Here is an 18,764-nt window from a genome sequence, read left to right as displayed (position 1 = left end):
AGCAGTACGGAGTGCTGCACTGTTCGACGAGGCGGAAGGGACCCCTCCCGTCGCTGGGCCCTCGACCCACGCGAGGCCATATATAATCGAGCGGGCCCCCTCGCTCGACCCGTAGCGGGCCGCCCGGATTCGTCCCCGTCGGGCGAAACCGGCGGGGGGTCGTTGTCACTCGCGCGGTCACAAGTTTTATGTCGATTAGGAAATACCTGGATAATGGTATGCTCGATGATGACAATCCACGCGTGACGCTGGATAGACGGAAGTATCTCAAGGGGCTCGGCGTCGGAGCCATCGCGGGGCTCGCGGGCTGTTCCGGAACCGGTGGTGGCGGCGGCGGGACCGAAGGCGGCACGAGTGGGAGTGGTGGGGGCGGCGGTGGGAGTACCAGCACCGAGGGTAGTGGTGGCGAATCCGCCTCCGAGTGGCAGTACGACGGAACCATCGACAAGGCGTTCGTCTCGCCGGACAACATCGAGAACGACATCTGGCAGGCGTTCCTCGCCGGCGCTCGGGAGGCGGCGAGCGCCCTCGACCTCAGCGTGGACTACCAGACACACGGCGGGCAGGAGTCACAGCAGATGTCGCAGCTTCAGGCGGCGATCACCGGCGGGGCGGACATGATCACCGGCACCGCCTACCAGAACTCGGGCGTCCGCTCCATCGCCGACGTGGCCGCGGAGGGCGGCGTCCCGTTCATCAGCTACTGGACGATGGCCACGTGGTGGACACCGCTGGACACCGGCCCGGAGTTCCTCCAGTACCAGATCCCCGAGGTCGTGAGAACCGGTGCCGCGACGGCTCGCGTCCTCTTCGAGGCGATGGGTGGGTCGGGGAACTTCGTCCACATCACCGGCGTTCCGGGCCACGTCGGCTCACACCGCAACGCTGGCGTCGAACTCGCGATGGAGGAGTACCCCGACATCGAGCGACTCGGCGAACCGATTCCGAGCGAGTGGACGCGCGCGACCGGCCGCCAGGCGATGTCGGACTTCCTCTCGAAGTTCGGCGACGACATCGACGGCGTCTACGGCCAGAACGACGGCGTCGCGCTGGGCGCGCTCTCCGTCCTCGAAGAGAACGACATGGCCGTGCCGGTGGTCGGCTACGACGGCTTCCAGGAGTCGGTCGGCCTGGTCCGCGACCGCTCGGCAGACTCCGGACAGCCCTGGCTCGCGGGCACGTTCGCCGCGCAACCCTTCTGGCAGGGCGGGTGGGCCGTGGTCAAGGGGTACGACTGGCTCCACGGGTGGCGGCCCGAGGTGCCCGAGCGCATGATGTTCGGCGGCGGCGCGATGATCATCAACGACTCGCTGTCGCGGGACACGTTCGGCGACATGGACGTCTCGTTCACGAGTCCGCAGCGGTACCTCGACGTCGCCTTCTCGGAGGGCGAGTCCCCCTACGACTGGCAGGCGATGTCGGTCGAAGAGAGCGGCGACGAGTGGGACCCACAGAACCTGCTGAGCCCGATCCGGCGGGAGGACTTCAGCCAACTCCTGTGGACGGAGGAGAACAAGCCGTCGAACTACTCGGTGCCGAGCGAGTACGACAACGCGGACCTGTTCGACCAGGTGGAGCAAGACTACCGAGAACGGTTCGAGAACGGCGCGAACCCCTACGCCTGAATGTCGGGGGACGATGACGAGCGACACGGCGACGACTGGACGCGGCGCGAAGGGAAACAGCGACGACGTCCGTCTCCGGGTCGACGGCGTCTCGAAGTCGTTTCGACACGTCGACGCGCTGGCCGACGTCTCGATCGAAATCGGCACCGGCGAGGTGATCGGCCTCGTCGGCGAGAACGGCGCGGGGAAGAGCACGCTCCTCAAGGTGCTGACCGGCATCCACCAGCCGGACGGGGGTCGGATCGTCCTGAACGGCGAACCGGTCGAGATCACCGACCCGCGGAACGCGGCCCACCGCGGCATCTCGATCGTGAAGCAGGAACAGGACGTCGTTCCGAACCTCACCGGGTACGAGAACATCTTCCTGGACCAGATCCCGGACTTCTCCCGGTTCGGCGTCGTCGACCAGGGGGCGATGCGGGAGAAGGCCCAACGGATCGTCGACGAACTGGGCATCGACCTGGACGTCTCCGAGCGGGTCTCGTCGTACTCGTTCACCGAGAAGCAGATGCTGGAGATCGCCAAGGCGTTCAGCCAGTCCATCGACACGGACCACCCGATCATCCTCCTCGACGAACCGACGGCCGGACTCGAAGAGGCCGGGCGTGACCTGCTGTTCGACCGGATAAACGACCTCCGAGACAGCGCCTCGTTCGTGTTCGTCTCGCACGAACTCGACGAGGTGCTCCAGGTCAGCGACCGCATCTTCGTCCTGAAGGACGGCAGACTGGTCGAGACGTTCGAGGCAAGCGAGGCGTCCGAGTCGGCGCTCCAGCGGGCGATGGTCGGACGCGAGACGGCCAGCGAGTACTACCGGACCGACCGGCAGGTGTCCATCGACGCCGACGCGGACGTCGCGATGGAGGTCGATGGACTGACCACCGAGGACCGTCTCGACGACGTCTCGTTCACGCTCCACGAGGGCGAGATATTCGGTGTCGTGGGCGTCGAAGGCTCGGGCAAGAGCCGCCTCGGGCGCGTCATCTGCGGGGCCGACGCCGCCGACGCCGGAACCGTCACCGTTCGCGGCGACGAGGTGCGGCCGGGGTCGCTGTCCCGGATGGTCGAGGCGGGCGTCGGCTACATCCCGAAGGACCGGAAGGCCGAGGGGTTGCTGCTCTACCAGTCGCTCACGATGAACGTCTCGCTCCCGAGCATCGGAACCGACCGCGTCTCCGACGACTTCGGTGGCCTCGGGAAGCTCCTCTCGCTCATCGACCACGACAAGGAGGAGTCCATGGCGGCCCGGTCCGTCGAGGAACTCGACATCAGGACCCCCGGAGTGGAGACGCTCGTGTACAAACTGAGCGGCGGCAACCAGCAGAAGGTCGTCCTCGCGAAGTGGCTCCAGCGCGAGACGGACACCTTCGTGATGGACAACGTCACCCGCGGCATCGACGTCGCCGCCAAGGAGGAGGTGTACCGGGTCTGTCGTGACCTCGCCGAGGACGGCTTCTCGATGGTGTTCATCGGCGACGAACTCCCCGAGGTGATCGGCATGTCCAACCGTATCGGCGTGATGAAGAAGGGCCGACTCGTCGACGTCATCGACGCGCCGGCCGGCGACAAACCCACCGAAGAGGAAATCATACAGGAGATGATCTGAGATGGCAGAACGAACGGCAGTCGACAGCGTGCGCCAGAAGATAGACCAGATGCGCTCGGACCGAGAACTCCAAGATTGGATCATCGACCTGGGTCCGTTCGCGCTCCTCGCGCTGCTCGTCGTCGGGTTCAGCCTGGCGTCGCCGGTGTTCCTGACGGTGTCGAACCTCGTGGACAACGTGATGCGAAACAGCACAATCTTGCTTCTCGTCTCGCTGGCGGGGACGTTCCCCATCCTCCAGCAGAGCATCGACCTCTCCATCGAGTCGATGGTGGGGATCACGGGCGTCATCGCGGCGATACTGATCTCCGACTACCAACTTGGACTCGCCGCGCTGCTCGTCGCCGTCGTCGCCGGAACGGTCTTCGGCGCGCTCAACGGCGTCGTCTTCGCGAAGTTCAAGATTCCCTCCTTCCTCGTGACGCTCGGCTCGCTGTCGATCCTCGCGGGGACCGCGCTGCTCATCACCGGTGGGACTTCGATCCCGTTCCGCGACGAGACGGTCCGGTGGGTCTCGAACGGCACGCTCGTCGGGAACGTGCCGAACATCGTCGTCTGGGGGCTGTTGTTCTACGTCCTGATGGTGTTCGTCGCGTTCAAGACGCCGTTCGGCCGCTACTGCTACGCGCTGGGCGAGAACGAGGAGGTCGCCGACCTCTCCGGCGTGAAGGTCGACCGGTACAAGATCGGTGCGTTCGTCGTCTCGGGCTTCCTCTGTGGCGTCGCGGGCGCGTTGCTCACCGCGCGGACGGCCTCCGCGGCGCCCGGGATGGGGACCGGCCTGCTGCTGCAGTCCATCGCGGCCATCGTGATGGGCGGGACCGCACTGACCGGCGGCGTCGGCGGCCCCCATCGCACCATCCTCGGCGTCCTCGTCATCGGCGTCCTCGCCAACGGGATGAACCTGGTCGGCATCCAGTCGTTCGTCCAGGACATCGTCCTCGGGTTCGTCGTCATCGTCGCCGTCGCCATGTCGATGGACCGCCGCAAGATAGACATCGTGAAGTGAGCGAACGGGCGGCGTTCCGTCGCTCGCCCGTCGTGCTGGAGGTCACGGACACGTCGCGTCGGAGTCCGTCTCGGACCGTTCGCTGATTCGACCGAGAGCGCTACTGCGGGCGGACCAGCAGTCGGACCTGCGACCCGTCGAGCCCCGCGTAGGGAAGCGGCGTGCAGACGACGTCGTACCGACCCGGTTCCACCGACCCGAGGTCGGCGACGCCCTCGACGATACGGACGCCGTTGCCGAGGAGCGCCCGGTGGACGTCGTGGTCGGCGACGCTGGCACCGGGAGCGTCGACACCGAGCGCGTCGGTCGCAACGACGCCAGCGCCCGCGTCGACGAGGAACTCGGCGGCCGCCACCGAGGGGTACGCGTACTCGTGGAGATACGTGTCGGGGTCGGTCGTCGTCGGGTCCATGCCCGTATCCACGATGACGAAGTCACCCGGTTCGACCGAGACGGACGCGGCCGCGACTGCCGCGCGAACGCGCTCGGGGGAGATGGCCTCCGCGCGACCCACGTCGGTGCAGTCGAGGACGACGCCCTCGGTGATCATCTCGGCCGGCGAGACGGCGTCGATGGTGTCGTACTCGTCGGCGGGGAAGAAGTGCGTCGGCGCGTCCATGTGGGTTCCACAGTGCGTTTCGAGGTGGAGACGCGTCGCGTTGTGCCCGTCCTCGTCGTAGGTCGCGAGGGGTTCGAACTCCGGCAGCGTGTGGCCGGGCGGGTGCGTCGCGACGTCCTCGGTAATCGGCTGCGTCAGGTCTATCCACCGGCTCATAGCCGTCGGTACGGGCGGGTGTGGGATAAAACCGCACGTGGACGTCGGGGGAGGCCGCCGTCAGAACGCGCTGTCGGAGAAGCCGCCGTCGACGGTGATGACCTCTCCCGTGACGTACGACGACGCGTCGCTCCCCAGGAAGACAGCCGCCCCGACCATCTCCTCGCGCTCCGCGACGCGACCGATGGGCGCCCGTTCGTCGATGCGCGCGCGCTTCTCGGTTCCCTCGGCGTACGTGTCGGCGTTCTGTGGCGTGATGACGAAGCCCGGAGCGATGGCGTTGACGCGGACGTCCGGAGCGAGTTCCTTCGCCGACACGCGGGTGAAGGCGTCGACGCCGCCCTTGGCCGCCGAGTACGCGGGGAGGTTCGCCATCGAGAGCTGTGCGGCCAGCGACGAAATGTTGATGATCGAACCGCCCTCGTCCATCGCGGGGGCGAAGGCCTGTGTCACCTTGCGGACGCCGTCGAGGGCGACGTCGGTGACGAAGTCCCACTCGTCGTCGCTGATGCCCAGCACCGTCGCCCGGGAGATGGCACCCTGCGAGGCGACGACCACGTCGACGCCGCCGAACTCCTCGACGGCGGTCTCACGGACTGCATCGAGCGACGCGGCGTCGGTCACGTCACAGGTGATGCGGGCGGTGTTCGCGCCGCGCTCCTCGATGGCCGCCGCGGTCTCGTCGACCTTCTCCTCGCTGCGACTGGTGGCGATGACGTCCGCACCCTCCTCGGCGAACCCGAGCGCGATGGCCTGCCCGATGCCGCTCGTCCCGCCGACGACGACCGCTCGTTTGCCGCTGACGGACACTGGCGTGTGTGTGTACTCGACCATGTCTCCCCTCTCTCGGGTGGTCGTATTATACTTGTGGAACCCGAAACCGTGTCACGGCGTGGACGACCGAGGAGAGCCGACGACGCCGAGCGGGACCCGTCACACACCGTCGAACCCCCTACCATTATGTCGGTCCGAAGTCGACCACAGAGCATGCGTGGACTTGCCAAAGTCGAACGGAGCCACGGGGCTATGGAACTCGTCGACCGACCGCGACCCGAACCCGGCGAGGGAGAGGCGCTCGTCGAGGTCGACTACGCTGGCCTCTGCGGTAGCGACGCCGGCATCTACGAGTTCGAGTCGGCGTTCGAGCGGATGAACCTCCCGACGGTCATCGGCCACGAGTACGCCGGTCGGGTCGTCGAAGTCGGCGACGGCGTGACGGGCTTCTCGGTCGGGGACCGGGTCGTCGAGCGGCCGATTCGGGGCTGTGGCGAGTGTTATCAGTGTCGGATCGGCGAGGAGAACGTCTGCCAGGACGCCGTCATCACCGGCGTCGACCACGACGGGGCGTACGAGCGGTTCCTCGTCGTCCCCGAATCGGCGCTCCATCCGATTCCCGACGACGTCGAACAGAAACACGCCGCCGTCGCCGAACCGACGAGCATTGCGGCCCGCGCGGTCATCGAGAACTCCCGCGTCGGCGCGGGCGACACCGTGCTCGTCGAGGGGCCGGGTCCCATCGGCCTGCTCACCGCACAGATCGCCGCCGCCCAAGGCGGGACCGTGGTCGTCTCCGGCGTCGGTCAGGACGCCGAGTATCGGCTTCCGCTCGGCGAAGAATTGGGGTTCGAGACGGTCAACGTCGCGGCGGACGACCCCGAGGAACGCCGGGAGCGACACACCGACGGCGTCGGCTACGACGTCGTGTTCGACACGACGGGCCACCCATCGGGGCTGACGAGCGCCGTCGAGGAGGTTCGGAAGGGCGGACAGATCGTGCTGGTCGGTCAGACCGGCGAGACGACGATGCCGTACTCGCCGCTGGTCCGCGCGGAGATCGACCTCCAGTGTTCGTACGCGTCGATGTACCAGGACTTCGAGCGGTCCTTCCGACTCATCCGCAGCGGCGCCGTCGACTGCGAGACGTTCGTCGACGATCGGTTCTCGCTGCTCGACGCCGACGCGGCGTTCGAGGCGTTCGTCGCCGGCGAGACGTGCAAGCCGGTGTTCGACGTGTCCGAACTCAGAGACTGAGCGGTCCGACACGTCCAGCGAGGGTAAGACGACTCCGGCGACTCGATCACCACGACCCGTTTTAGATAGATATAATTGGATTACGTTCGGACGCGGACGAGAGAATAAGCCAGTAAGGCACACAAAATTCGACTGTCGAGAAGATTGATTTACTACCGTTATATTCGATTCGAACTCGAATCCGGTCAGATATCTATTTGCGTCGATTCGAACACCAGACGTCCGAATAACACCGATTCGGTCGATGGGGGAATTCGAGGAGTACGACGCACTGATTGTCCAAGTAGATATCTCTCTGTCACGAGAACAGCGAGGCTGTCGCTGGTGAGTGGACCACTCCGAAAGAGGCGGACCGAGTCGTCAGTCCGCGGTCGGGGCTGCGCCGGTCGACTGCGTCGCCGCTTCGAGGATCGAGTGGCTGCGCAGGAGGACGAACCCGAAGCCGACCTTCGCGGTCAGGTCCAGCACCATGAACGCCGCCGTCTCCCAGTACAGGGGGATGATGCCGATGGTTCCCTCGGTGCCGAGGATCCACACCACCGGGTACGCGAGCCAGAGCACGACGAGCATGTTCCGGAGGGTCGTGGTCAACTTCCGTACCTCCGGGGTCTGTCTCTCGGCGGCCTCGCTGAGCGCGCGGAGGAGGAAGTACAGGAGGAACAGCAGGAACACCGTGCTGATCGCCCACCAGACGATACGGACGAACGCCGACGAGGCGGCGAGCGCGCCGATGACACCGGTCCCGATCATCAGCACGTCGAGGCCGACGAGCGTGTAGATGGTGTTCTTACTCGCACGCGCCAGGAGCGCGAGGTCCAAGAGGAGTAAGGGCGTGGTGAACAGCCAGTCGGCGTACCGGCCCCAGTAGATGTCGAGCACCTGGCCGTTGACCGTCACCTGTGTGAGGCCGAAGCCCGTCGCCATCGCGAAGTACGCCGCGGAGGCGATAGCGGTGATGAAGATGGTGATGATGTAGAAGCGCTGCTGCTCCGCGTCCTCGACGCCCCAGCCGCGGGCGACGAAGTAGAGCGTCCCGAGCGTCATTCCGGCGGTGCCGAGCCACAGCCAGATGGATTCACTGCCTGGAGTTGCCATTGCAGGCGAACGGAGGACCGCCGAGAGCATAACGCGGATACCGAACTAGTTGGGACGTCCTAAATCGGCTAGAAGGCACTGAAACGTGCTAGGAGTCGTCGCGGTGAAAGCGCGAGACGAGTTTCTTCTCCGCCGCGCGGAGGTGCTGGTGGAACGTCGACCGTGAGACGCCCATCGCGTCGGCGAGTTCGTCGCCCGAGATGCCGTGGGGCCACTCGAAGAAGCCGCCGACGTGCGCGAGCTGGAGCGCCGTTCGCTGCTTCTCCGTGAGCGCGTCCTCGACGTCCGCGACGAACCCCCGCCGGGTGGCCGGCGGGGTGTCGCGCTCGCGGATGCGACCCACCCGGACGCTCGAAGAGACCTCCCGCAGTCCGTCGAGGAGCGCCCGACCGGTCGAGCGGTCGGCGACGGTGACCGTCAGTGTGAGCGAGCCGTCCTGCGGGTCGACGCCGAGGTCGGTCAGTCGGCCGCCGGTCTCGGCGACGAGCGAGAGGTTCGATTTGGCGGGGAGGACGACCTCGAACAGGCCGGTCTCGGTCGCCTCGCCGATGCGGCGAACCTCCTCGATGTCGGGGACGGAAACGGCGTCGAGTTCGGTCTCCGGCGGCGTCACGGAGACGAACACGAGGATGGTCCCGTCGTCGCGGACGACGAACCCCTCCGAGGCGAGCGAGCAGCCCGCCTCGGTCGCGAGTGCGACCAGCGGGTCCGTCGGGTCGTCGACGACGACCTGGAGTTCGACCACGCTCTCCGTCAGCAACGTCCGCCGGCTCTCGAACGCGTCGATGGCCGCGCCGACGGCCCGCCCGACCGTCCCGAGAACGACCAGTTCGTGCTCCTCCACCTCCGTGGTGTGGGTGTACACCACGAGAACGCCGTAGAGCGTCTCGCGGTGGAGGAGCGGGACCGCGACCACGCCCTCGAACGGGACGCCGGCGGCCGCGTGAACGGTTCCCTCGACGAGGCCCGCCCGTGGCGTGCGCGTCGAGACTGCCCGCCCGACCGGTTCGCTCGTGTCGTCGCGGTCGATGACGAGATCCTCGACGGCGTCGCCGCTCGTCATCTCGTCGGCGTCCTCGGTCCACACCTTCGGCACGACCGTGTCGGGGGCGAGGTCGCAGTCGCCGACCCAGGCGTACGCGTACGAGGGGGCGTCCGCCACCTGCTCGCAGACGCCGCGTTCGAGTTCCGTGCGGCTCTCGGCCCGGACGAGGACGCCCGTGACGTCTTCGAGGAGCCCCTCGATGTGTTCGAGCAGTCCCTGGAGCCGTTCGCGCTCGCGGTTGGCGGCGGCGGCGTACCGCTCTGCCGCCTCCTCCGCACGTACGCGGGCCGTGATGTCCGTCTGGAACCCGACGTAGTGGGTGACCTCCCCATCGCTGTTCTCGATTGGCGCGATGTCGACGCGGTTCCAGAACTCCGACCCGTCGCGCCGGTAGTTGAGGAGTTCGACCGACGTCGGCTCGCCCGCGTCGACCGCACGCCGGAGCTTCGCGACCGACTCGGGGTCGGTGTCGGGTCCCTGCAGGTAGCGGCAGTTGCGCCCGAGCGCCTCCGCGGGGCTGTAGCCGGTCGTCCGGCAGAACGCCCGGTTGACGTACACCAGCGGTCGGTCGGGCAGCGAGAAGTCCGCGATAGTGATACCCACGGGCGCCTCGTCCATCGCCTGTTCTTTCAGCTCCTCTGTGATGCGTGCGGTCGCCTCGGGTCGGAACTCGCCCCACGCGACGACCGCCGCGACGCGCTCGCCCAGCCGGCCGAACCGGTTCGACTCGTCGACGGGGACGACGTCCGCCGCGCCGGCGTCCAGCGCCGCTCCAGTCGTTCGGTCGGAAGGGGCCGTCGCGAGGACGATGACGGCCGCCTCCGGGTAGCCGGCGACGACGCCGGCGAGGTCGTCGACCGCGTCGTCCGCGACGACGAGACAACTGGCGGGCGTCTCGGCAGGAACGTCGTCGAGGTGGCCGACGCTCGTGACGTCGTCGCGTCCGAAGACGTCGGTCAGGAGCGTCGTCGCTCGCGAACGCAGTCGATCGCCGGCCGCCACGAGGACGACGGTCACGTCGGAGAAGTCCTCTCTCGCCTCGCCCGGACGGGAGGTGCCCGACTCTACATCGAGCGCGTCGGTCATACCCGCGTATCGAGCGGCGGGACCGTAATAGTTCGCGCGGCCGCGTCGGTCGGGCGTGCCGGGCGACCCTGTTCTCTCCCCTGTACCACGGGACGCGAGAGCGGCGGCTGTCGGGGATGTGAGGGAAGGTGGCTTTACTTTGGGAAAGCGTGACGGGAAGGCCCGTTACGCCTCGGCTTCGACCGTCTCGGCCGTCTCGTCCTCGCGGTAGTACTTCTCGATGAGTTCCTCGTCGATCCGGTTGAGCCCCTCCTTGGGCAGCATCGACAGGAGGTCCCAGCCGATGTCGAGCGTCTCGTCGATGGAGCGCTCGGTGGTGAAGCCCTGGTCGACGAACTCGTCCTCGAACCGTTCGGCGAAGTCGAGGTACTTGTTGTCCCTCTCCGAGAGGGCCTCGCGGCCGACGATGTTCACCAGGTCGCGGAGGTCCTCGCCCTCCGCGTACGCGGCGTACATTTGGTCGGAGACGTCGGCGTGGTCCTCGCGGGTGAGGCCCTCGCCGATCCCGTCGTCCATCAGGCGAGAGAGCGAGGGAAGCACGTTGACCGGGGGCTGGACGCCCTGGGAGTTGAGGTTCCGGTCGACGTAGATCTGTCCCTCGGTGATGTACCCGGTGAGGTCCGGGATGGGGTGGGTGTCGTCGTCACCGGGCATCGTGAGGATGGGAATCTGCGTGACCGAGCCCTCACGACCCTGGATGCGGCCGGCGCGCTCGTAGAGGGTGGCGAGGTCGGTGTACATGTACCCGGGGTAGCCCCGGCGACCCGGAACCTCCTCGCGGGCGGCACCGATCTCGCGCAGGGCCTCACAGTAGTTCGTCATGTCCGTCAGGATGACGAGGACGTGGTAGCCCTTGTCGAACGCGAGGTATTCGGCCGTGGTGAGCGCCAGTCGCGGCGTGACCGTCCGCTCGACGGCGGGGTCGTCCGCGAGGTTCATGAAGACGACCGAGCGTTCCAGCGCGCCGGTGCGCTCGAAGTCCTCCATGAACTCGTTCGCCTCCTCCGCCGTGATGCCCATCGCGCCGAAGATGACGGCGAACTCCGAGCCGTCCTCGTCGCCGCCCTCTTCCTCTTCGGGGACGGTCGCCTGTCGGGCGACCTGCAGCGCGAGGTCGTTGTGCGGGAGGCCCGATCCGGAGAAGATCGGGAGCTTCTGCCCTCTCACCAGCGTGTTCATGCCGTCGATGGCCGACACACCCGTCTGGATGAACTCCTCGGGGTACTCCCGCGAGTAGGGGTTGATGGCGGCGCCGACGATGTCGCGGCGTTCGTCGGGGACGATTTCGGGACCGCCGTCGATCGGCTGTCCCGACCCGTCGAGCACTCGGCCGAGGAGGTCCTCGGTGACGGGCATCTTCAACGTCTCGCCGAGGAACGTTACGGAAGCGTTTCGGTCGATACCGGTGGTGCCCTCGAACACCTGGATGGCCACGAGGCCTTTCGAGGATTCGAGCACCTGACCGCGCTTTGTCTCGCCGGCGGGCGTCTCGATCTCGACGATCTCGTCGTAGCCGATCGGTTCGTCGACCTCGGCGAACACCAGCGGACCGCTGATCTCGGTGATAGTCTGGTACTTCTTCATTAGTACTTCTCCCGGAGTTGTTCCGTGATGTCTTCTTTGAGCTCCTCGATGTACGCCTCCCAGTCCTCCTGGACGCCGATGCGGTTCAGCCGCGGGGCGGCGTCGATGTCGGTGATCTCGGGGACGGGAACGCCGGCTTCGAGCGCCTTGAACGCCTCGTCGTTGAACGTCTTGATCGCCGTCAGAATGCCGTACGTCTTCGCCGGCTCACAGTAGGTGTCGGTCGGGTGGAACGCGTTCTGCTGCAGGTACGCCTCGCGGAGGTAGCGCGCCACCTCGAGGGTGAGCTGCTGGTCCTCCGGCAGGGCGTCCTTGCCGACGAGCTGAACGATCTCTTGGAGTTCGGCCTCCTCGTCGAGGGTGTCGACCGCCCACTGGCGGATGTCCGCCCAGTCGGAGGTGACGTTCTCCTCGAACCAGGGGTCGAGCTGCTCCCGGTACAGCGAGTACGACTCGTTCCAGTTGATCGAGGGGAAGTGACGACGCTCGGCGAGGTCGGCGTCGAGCGCCCAGAAGCACTTGACGATACGCAGGGTGTTCTGCGTGACCGGCTCGGAGAAGTCCCCACCCGGCGGTGAGACGGCGCCGATGGCCGAAATCGAGCCCTCGGTGCCGTTGACGTTCTCGAAGTAGCCGGCGCGCTCGTAGAACTGCGAGAGGCGCGCGGAGAGGTACGCGGGGTACCCCTCCTCGCCGGGCATCTCCTCCAGTCGGGAGGAAATCTCGCGCATGGCCTCGGCCCACCGCGAGGTGGAGTCGGCCATCAGCGCCACGTCGTACCCCATGTCGCGGTAGAACTCCGCGATGGTGATGCCCGTGTACACACAGGACTCGCGGGCGGCGACGGGCATGTTCGACGTGTTGGCGATGAGCGAGGTGCGGGCCATCAGCGGATTCCCGGTCTTGGGGTCGTCCAGTTCGGGGAAGTCCTCGATGACCTCCGTCATCTCGTTGCCACGTTCGCCACAGCCGACGTAGACGACGATGTCCGCGTCGGCCCACTTCGCTAACTGGTGCTGGGTGACGGTCTTCCCGGAGCCGAACGGCCCCGGAATCGCGGCCGTCCCGCCCTTGGCGATGGGGAACAAACCGTCGAGGATGCGCTGACCCGACACGAGCGGTTCGGTCGGGGTCTGCTTCGTGACGGTGGGACGGGCCTGTCGGACCGGCCACTCCTGGTGCATCGATATCTCCTCGCCGCTCTCGAGGGTGACGACGGCTTCCTCGACGTTGTAGTCGCCGGATTCGGCCGTCTCGACGACGCCGCCGTCGGAGCCGGGGGCACCATGACCTTGTGGTCGATGCTCACCGTCTCCTCGACGATACCGACGACGTCACCGGGACCGACTTCGTCGCCCGCCTCGACGGTGGCCTCGAAGGACCACTCCTTCTCGAGGTCGATACCGGGCGCGTCGACCCCGCGGTCGAGGAACGCACTGTTCATCTTGGATTCGAGGACGTCGAGGGGCCGCTGGACGCCGTCGTAGATGGAGTCCAGAAGGCCCGGCCCCAGGTCGACCGTCAGCGGCTCGCCCGTGTTCTCGACGGGTTCGCCCGGGCCGACGCCGGAGGTCTCCTCGTACACCTGGATGGTCGTGATGTCGCCCTCGATCTCGATGACTTCGCCCATCAGCCCTTCGTCGCCGACGTAGACGACGTCGTTCATGCGGGCGTCGAGGTCGACGGCCTGCACGACCGGACCGCTCACGCTCTCGATGATGCCGTCCTCTCGGACGTCTTGTGTTGCCTGACTCATGTCTTATTCGCTCTCGTCCTCGTCCATTAGGTCGATACCGATGGCTCGCTTGATCTGTTCGCGGAGGCCGCCTGCGCCGGCACCGCCGCCGAGGGTGACGAGCACCGGTTCGATGCTCCCCTCGACGGCCTGCCGAGCCTGCCGGGACAGGTGGTCCATGTCGTCGTCGTGCATCACGATGATGCCGACCTCGTCGTCGTCGAGCGTCTCCATGACGGCCTCGTCGAGCTGTGCATCTTTCTCCTCGTCGGGGACGTTCTCGAACTTCCGAACGCCCGCGAGGCGGAAGCCCGTGGTGAAGTCGGGGCTCCCGACGACGGCGATCTCCTGACTCATAGTATCACCAGTTCCTCCTCGATCTGTTCGGGGGAGAGCCCGGCTTCGCGGGCCCGTGCGATGGCCCGGATGTTGTCGACCTCGCGTTCCTTCGCCAGGATGTACGAGATCACCGGACTCACCGAGAGGGGGAAGACGTTGCCCAGACTGGACGAGTACTCCAAGAGCGCCGTCTCGAGCGCGCGCTCGAACGCGATGAGGCTCTCGGCCGCTTCGATGTCGTCGAGCGCCTCCGAGAGGTCGTCGCCGTACGTCGAGTCGCGGATTCGCTGGACGAGCTCGTCGGGGTTCGACGCCAAGCTACTCAGTTCCGCCGGACCGAACAGCCGCCCGCCCTCGATGTAGTACTCCCCGGGGTCGATGTCCGCACCGCTTCGAGCCAGTCGGAGGGCGTTCCGCGCGTTCCGGAAGTCGACCTCGGCCTTGAGCAGGTCGCGGTACTGCTGGGTCGTCTCGTCCCACGTGACCCCCGAGAGGAGGTTCTCGTAGAAGACGCGGTCGACCGCGTTCTCCAGCGGGACCAGCACGCCCGAGGACTCGTACTCGTCGTACGCCGCCGCGAGCGCGGGGCCGAACATCGTCCGGTCGAGGACGTCGACGACCTCCTCGATGCTGCCCGCGTCGAGGAGTCGGGTGACGAGTCGGTCGGAGAACTCGCCGGCGCGGATGAGGTCGGACTCGATCTCCTCGCGCGACGCGTCGGAGTAGATACCGCGGACGACGGTCTTGACGTTCCACGCGTCGAACTTCCGCAGGTAGCGCGCGATGAGGTCGTACAGCCGCCCGTCCGCCCAGTCGAGGATGTCGTCGAACTGCTTCGCGAGGTTTCGGTTGAGGGCGTACTCGATGAGGTCGACGCCCGAGTGCCGCGCACCCAGGGCGTTGATCTCCTCCTCGTACGCCGACTCCTCCATGAACCGGGCGATCTCCGCCGTGCTCATCCGCACGAGCTTGCGGTAGTCCTCGTCCGCGAAGAGCTCGCTCCGACGGGCTCGAACACGGGCGTTGACGTACTCCGGATTCGAGCTGCCGGCACTGGAACTCATTGGTCGAAGAGGATGCCGCTGACTTCCTTCAGGTTGTTCTCCCAGACGGTGTCGAGGAGCGAGTCGAAGGTGTTGTCCACCTGAACGCGCGACGTCTCCGACTCGACGACGACGCCGCCGAGGCAGTCGACGGTGTCCGCGCCGAGCGTGAAGCCCTCGTAGTCGGTGAGGATCGACACGAGCATCGCCTCGTCGGCGTCGCGGCCGTGGACGACGACGTCCGCGCTGTCGTCGAACTCCGCGGCAGAGGCGTCCAGGAGCGTCCGAGTGAGCTCTTCACGCTTGCCGCCGGAGAGTTCGGCCAGCTCCGTTTCGACCTGCTCTCGCACGGTCTGGAGGGCGTCACGGCGCGCTTCGAGGCGTTCCTGCTTGGCCTCGAGTTTGGCGGCCGACAGCGCCTGTTCGCGCTCCTGAGCGATCTGTCGCTCGACCTCCCGTTCGCGCTCTTCGACGATCTGCTCCGCGTCGGCTTCGGCCTCGGCGACGATCTCGTCGGCGCGCTCTTGGCCCTCCGTACGAATCTCCTCGGCACGCGCGCGGGCTTCGTCTCGAATGTCCTCGACAACTGTGTCCAGACTCATTGGTAAAGGGAAAGGGGAGTGGTTACCCGACCAGGAAGACGACGACGAGCGCGAGAATAACGAGCGTCTCCGGCAGGACTGTAAAGATGAGCCCCTGCACGAAGAGGTCCTCGTCCTCCGCGACGGCGCCGACCGCGGCGGCACCGATACCACGCTCGGCGTATCCCGCACCGAAGGCGGCCAGCCCGACGGCCAGCGCAGCAGCGGCCTGCGGGGGAATCGCGGGTGCGGATGCGCCTTCCTGCAATACGACGTTCGCCAGCTGGGTTGCAGCGTCAATCATGGTTGTGTGGTATGTCTCAGTGTCCGTGTTGGTCGTCTCCGAACGTTCGTTTGTGGAGGCAGGGTCATCATAAAGCTTCCCAAAACGCATGGACAGCGCCCGAATCGGGAGAAAACGGAGTTACGGCTGGCCACGGGACGAGGCCCGAACCGGGGCGAGCGAACAGCGAACCGCGACGACGAGGGGAGCGTCAGTCGTCGGCCGTGTACTGCCGCTCGTAGCCGAACGGCTCGTACTCGGTCCCGCCGCCCTCGAAGAACTTTCCGAAGAACTCGACGTACTCGAGACGCACCGCCTGCAGGCCAGCGCTGGTGATCCCGAGCGCGAGGACCAGCGCGTGACCGATCACGAGCACGAGGAGGCCGACGAGCACGAACGCCACGCTGCCGTGGACGAGGCCGCCGAAGAGGACCTCGGTGACCTCGTAGCCGTGGTACATTACGGAGTCGGTGCCAGCCGGGATGGTCGGCATGCCGTCGACACCGAAGTGCCATCCACCTTTGCTATCGACGTACACTCCGAAGAACAGGAGGTTGACCGTGAAGGCCATCCCCGCCTTCGCCAGCAGCACGGCGGCGATTCGGGTGTACGAGAGGCCGTTGACCAGCACGTTCAGGAACTCGACCGCTTCGACGGGTTCGCCCACGATGAGCAGGACGAGGCCCAGAACGAAGACGCCGAACCCCAGCAGGCCGACCACGGCTGGGAAGCCGGCGAAGCCGAGCGAGAACGGCTCCCCGCGAAGACGTGGAAGATGAAGTCGGGCTTCTGCGCCTCGGCGCTCCTCGAGAAGATCCAGACCCAGATGCCGTTGAGCATCAGAAGCCACGAACCGGACTCGTAGAGCGCGTGCTTGAAGCCGTGGAACTCGAGGTTCTCGATGAAGTCGAGGATCCAGCCTGCGTTGAGGTGAACGATGCCGATCAGCACGCTCACGAAGAGCCACGCCAGCGCCCACTCGCTGGTGGCGGGCGAGAGGCCCTTCTCGATCGGGGCGTGCGAGAGCCCAACGACCCCCTCCCAGAAGACCGACGCGATGGTGTGCAACCCGAATATTTCGCCGTAGAGGATGCCGAACAGCATCGTGAACAGCCCGGCCGCGATGGTGATGCCGCCCATCGATTTGAACGCCGGCGAGTCGAACTTCGAGTAGAGGTAGTAGCCGATTGCGGTGTAGATGATCCCGTAGCCGAGATCACCGATCATGAACCCGAAGAACGCCGGGAACGTGAGGAACACCAGGACCGTCGGGTCGAACTCGGTGTACTTCGGTCGCCCCACTGCCTGCACCAGCACCTCGAACGGCTTGACGACGCTCGGGTTGTCCTGGACGACCGGCGGGTCGTCGTTCTTCATCACGACGCTTCCGCCGTCGGCCTTGGCTTCTTTGCCGCCGTCGGCTTTTGCCTCTTTGCCGCCGTCGGTCTGCGCCTGCCGGCCGCCGTCGGCCGCCGCGGGCGTCCCGCCGCCGGTGTACTCCTCGCGCAGTTCCTCGCCGCCGTGGCGGTTGAACTGTGCGTCTTCGAGCCGCTGAATTTCGACGTGGTCACCGACCGCGTCGGTGAGTTCGGCGACGAAGTCACCGTACCGCGTGGTGGGGATCCACCCCTCGGCGACGAAGGCGTTCTCCGTCGTCGCGAAGGTGAGGGGAGCCTCCGTCTTCTGGACCTCGATGGCGAGTCGCTCCTCGGCGGCGAGGAGGAAGCCCGCCGCGTCGAGCTTGACCTCCTCCAGTTCCCGTTCGACCGTCTCCAGTCGGGACCGGAGCTTCTTCCGTCGCCCCTGCAGTTCCTGGACGTACGTTTCGGGGGGACCGCGCCGTCCGCGCCGCGGACCTCCTCGGGGACGTCGGAGACGTCCGGAATCTGGACGGCCGCGAACTCGGTGCCCACGAGGGCGTCCGAGAGCGACTCGCCCTCGGTGGGCTGGGCGAAGACGCCCAGCGTCGACCCGTCGTCCGCGGCGAACACCCGGTAGTTCTTGACCGCCGAGGACGCGGCGAGCGCGTCCTCGACGAGGTCGCGTTTGCCCTCGCCGACCGAGACCTCGATGGACTCGTACCCGGAGAGGAGGTCGAGGTCGATGCCGAGCGCAACGAACGGCTCCATCGACTCGATACGCTCTTCGACCTCGCGGAGTTCGGACTCGATCTCGTTGTGGCGGTCGTCGAGTTCGTTGACGCGGCTTCGGACCTCCGCGAGGTCCTCCGCGAGCGCCTCGTCGGAGACGACGCGCGTCGGCCCGGCGTCCTCCTCGTCGACGTCGAGGATGCTCTCGATGGAGCGGATGGTGACGAGCTTCTCCGAGGCGCTCTCGGCACCCTCCGTGGGGTTGCCCTGCGTGAATCCGTCCCAGGACCCGTCGTACTCGGTGACGTGGAGCAAGTTGAGGCCGTGGACCGTCTCGACGACGTCGTCCATGACCTTCTTCGAGCCCGTCACCGAAACCTTGCTCATCTGCTCAGGTCTGAGCATGCACCGCCTCCTCGAACTGTTCGATGGCGTATTCGACCGCCTCGTCTACGTTCGATTCGGCTTCCTCGCGCAGTCGCTGGCGGTCGTCGGCCCCCTCCGCGAGGAGGCGCTCGCGCTCGGCCTCGATCTCCTTGCGGGCCTCGGCGAGCCGTGACTCCTCCAGCTCGTCGGCCGTCTCCTCGGCCTCCGCCCGGATGCGCTCGGCCTTCGTTCGGGCCTCCGAGATCGTCTCCTCGCGGTCCTCTTTCGCCTCCGCGATGATCTCGTCGGCCTCCTGTTCGGCCTGCTTGATTCGGTCGAGAACCTCTGGTCTCGGCATACTCCTATCACCCGTGAGGTGTGCAAGCGGCGTATAAGGTGTTTGCGGAACACTCGCGCGGAACACCACAGGACACACCGGTCACGTCGGGCCGTATGGCGGCCGCGGTGAAA

Annotated in this window: 14 protein-coding genes and 2 pseudogenes; 4 read left to right on the top strand and 12 right to left on the bottom strand. The window is 66.7% G+C overall.

Translation table 11 applies throughout. From position 1 onward, the window contains the following. Nucleotides 1-218 precede the first annotated feature (218 nt). Genes C2R22_RS01240 through C2R22_RS01230 form a run of 3 tightly spaced genes read left to right on the top strand, consistent with a single transcriptional unit; the run spans nt 219 to nt 4,240 of the window. Nucleotides 219-1,625: a sugar ABC transporter substrate-binding protein gene (locus C2R22_RS01240; protein ID WP_216824779.1), complete on the top strand. Its 1,407-nt coding sequence runs from the start codon at nt 219-221 to the stop codon at nt 1,623-1,625. Nucleotides 1,626-1,638: 13 nt separating this feature from the next. After that, entirely contained in the window at nt 1,639-3,231 is a 1,593-nt protein-coding gene (locus C2R22_RS01235; protein WP_103423956.1) for a sugar ABC transporter ATP-binding protein, read from the top strand. Between the two features lies 1 nt (nt 3,232). Further along, nucleotides 3,233-4,240 carry an ABC transporter permease gene (locus C2R22_RS01230; RefSeq protein WP_245902851.1) on the top strand — a complete coding sequence of 336 codons (1,008 nt, stop codon included), beginning with the start codon at nt 3,233-3,235 and terminating at the stop codon, nt 4,238-4,240. A 100-nt stretch (nt 4,241-4,340) separates the two neighbouring features. Here C2R22_RS01230 and C2R22_RS01225 read toward each other — a convergent pair whose 3' ends face one another. Beyond that, nucleotides 4,341-5,015 (bottom strand): cyclase family protein, encoded by a 675-nt coding sequence (locus C2R22_RS01225; protein WP_103423955.1) that lies wholly within the window; start codon nt 5,013-5,015, stop codon nt 4,341-4,343. Nucleotides 5,016-5,075: 60 nt separating this feature from the next. Next, complete coding sequence (locus tag C2R22_RS01220; protein WP_103423954.1) at nt 5,076-5,849, bottom strand: SDR family NAD(P)-dependent oxidoreductase; 774 nt, start codon at nt 5,847-5,849, stop codon at nt 5,076-5,078. A 153-nt stretch (nt 5,850-6,002) separates the two neighbouring features. Here C2R22_RS01220 and C2R22_RS01215 point away from each other — a divergent pair, with 153 nt between their 5' ends. Beyond that, nucleotides 6,003-7,046: a zinc-dependent alcohol dehydrogenase gene (locus tag C2R22_RS01215; RefSeq protein ID WP_103423953.1), complete on the top strand. Its 1,044-nt coding sequence runs from the start codon at nt 6,003-6,005 to the stop codon at nt 7,044-7,046. A 360-nt stretch (nt 7,047-7,406) separates the two neighbouring features. Here C2R22_RS01215 and C2R22_RS01210 read toward each other — a convergent pair whose 3' ends face one another. From C2R22_RS01210 to ahaH, 10 genes and pseudogenes are all read right to left on the bottom strand, one after another. After that, entirely contained in the window at nt 7,407-8,141 is a 735-nt protein-coding gene (locus tag C2R22_RS01210; RefSeq protein WP_103423952.1) for a bacteriorhodopsin, read from the bottom strand. Between the two features lie 88 nt (nt 8,142-8,229). Beyond that, on the bottom strand, nt 8,230-10,272 hold the full coding sequence (locus C2R22_RS01205; protein ID WP_103423951.1) for a bacterio-opsin activator domain-containing protein: 2,043 nt from the start codon (nt 10,270-10,272) through the stop codon (nt 8,230-8,232). Between the two features lie 165 nt (nt 10,273-10,437). Further along, nucleotides 10,438-11,856, bottom strand: a complete 1,419-nt coding sequence (locus tag C2R22_RS01200) for an ATP synthase subunit B (protein ID WP_103423950.1) — start codon at nt 11,854-11,856, stop codon at nt 10,438-10,440. Next, a pseudogene (locus C2R22_RS01195) lies at nt 11,856-13,612 on the bottom strand (ATP synthase subunit A). Before C2R22_RS01195 ends, C2R22_RS01200 begins: the two are co-directional and overlap by 1 nt. Nucleotides 13,613-13,615: 3 nt before the next feature. After that, a complete protein-coding gene (locus C2R22_RS01190; protein ID WP_103423949.1) occupies nt 13,616-13,948 on the bottom strand; it encodes a V-type ATP synthase subunit F in 333 nt (110 codons plus the stop codon). Then, complete coding sequence (locus tag C2R22_RS01185) at nt 13,945-14,994, bottom strand: V-type ATP synthase subunit C (protein ID WP_103423948.1); 1,050 nt, start codon at nt 14,992-14,994, stop codon at nt 13,945-13,947. The genes C2R22_RS01190 and C2R22_RS01185 overlap by 4 nt, the downstream gene beginning before the upstream one ends. After that, entirely contained in the window at nt 14,991-15,575 is a 585-nt protein-coding gene (locus C2R22_RS01180) for a V-type ATP synthase subunit E (protein ID WP_103423947.1), read from the bottom strand. Before C2R22_RS01180 ends, C2R22_RS01185 begins: the two co-directional genes overlap by 4 nt. 22 nt (nt 15,576-15,597) lie before the next feature. Beyond that, complete coding sequence (locus tag C2R22_RS01175) at nt 15,598-15,858, bottom strand: F0F1 ATP synthase subunit C (protein ID WP_103427526.1); 261 nt, start codon at nt 15,856-15,858, stop codon at nt 15,598-15,600. A gap of 190 nt (nt 15,859-16,048) precedes the next feature. Further along, nucleotides 16,049-18,332, bottom strand: a pseudogene (locus C2R22_RS01170) (V-type ATP synthase subunit I). Then, a complete protein-coding gene (gene ahaH, locus C2R22_RS01165; protein ID WP_103423946.1) occupies nt 18,319-18,651 on the bottom strand; it encodes an ATP synthase archaeal subunit H in 333 nt (110 codons plus the stop codon). The pseudogene C2R22_RS01170 and the gene ahaH overlap by 14 nt, the downstream one beginning before the upstream one ends. Nucleotides 18,652-18,764: the final 113 nt, after the last annotated feature.

Source organism: Salinigranum rubrum (assembly GCF_002906575.1).
GTDB classification, from domain to species: Archaea; Halobacteriota; Halobacteria; order Halobacteriales; family Haloferacaceae; genus Salinigranum; species Salinigranum rubrum.
The sequence above is the reverse complement of the archived record's forward strand: the minus strand, read 5'-3'. Positions and strand labels throughout refer to the sequence as shown.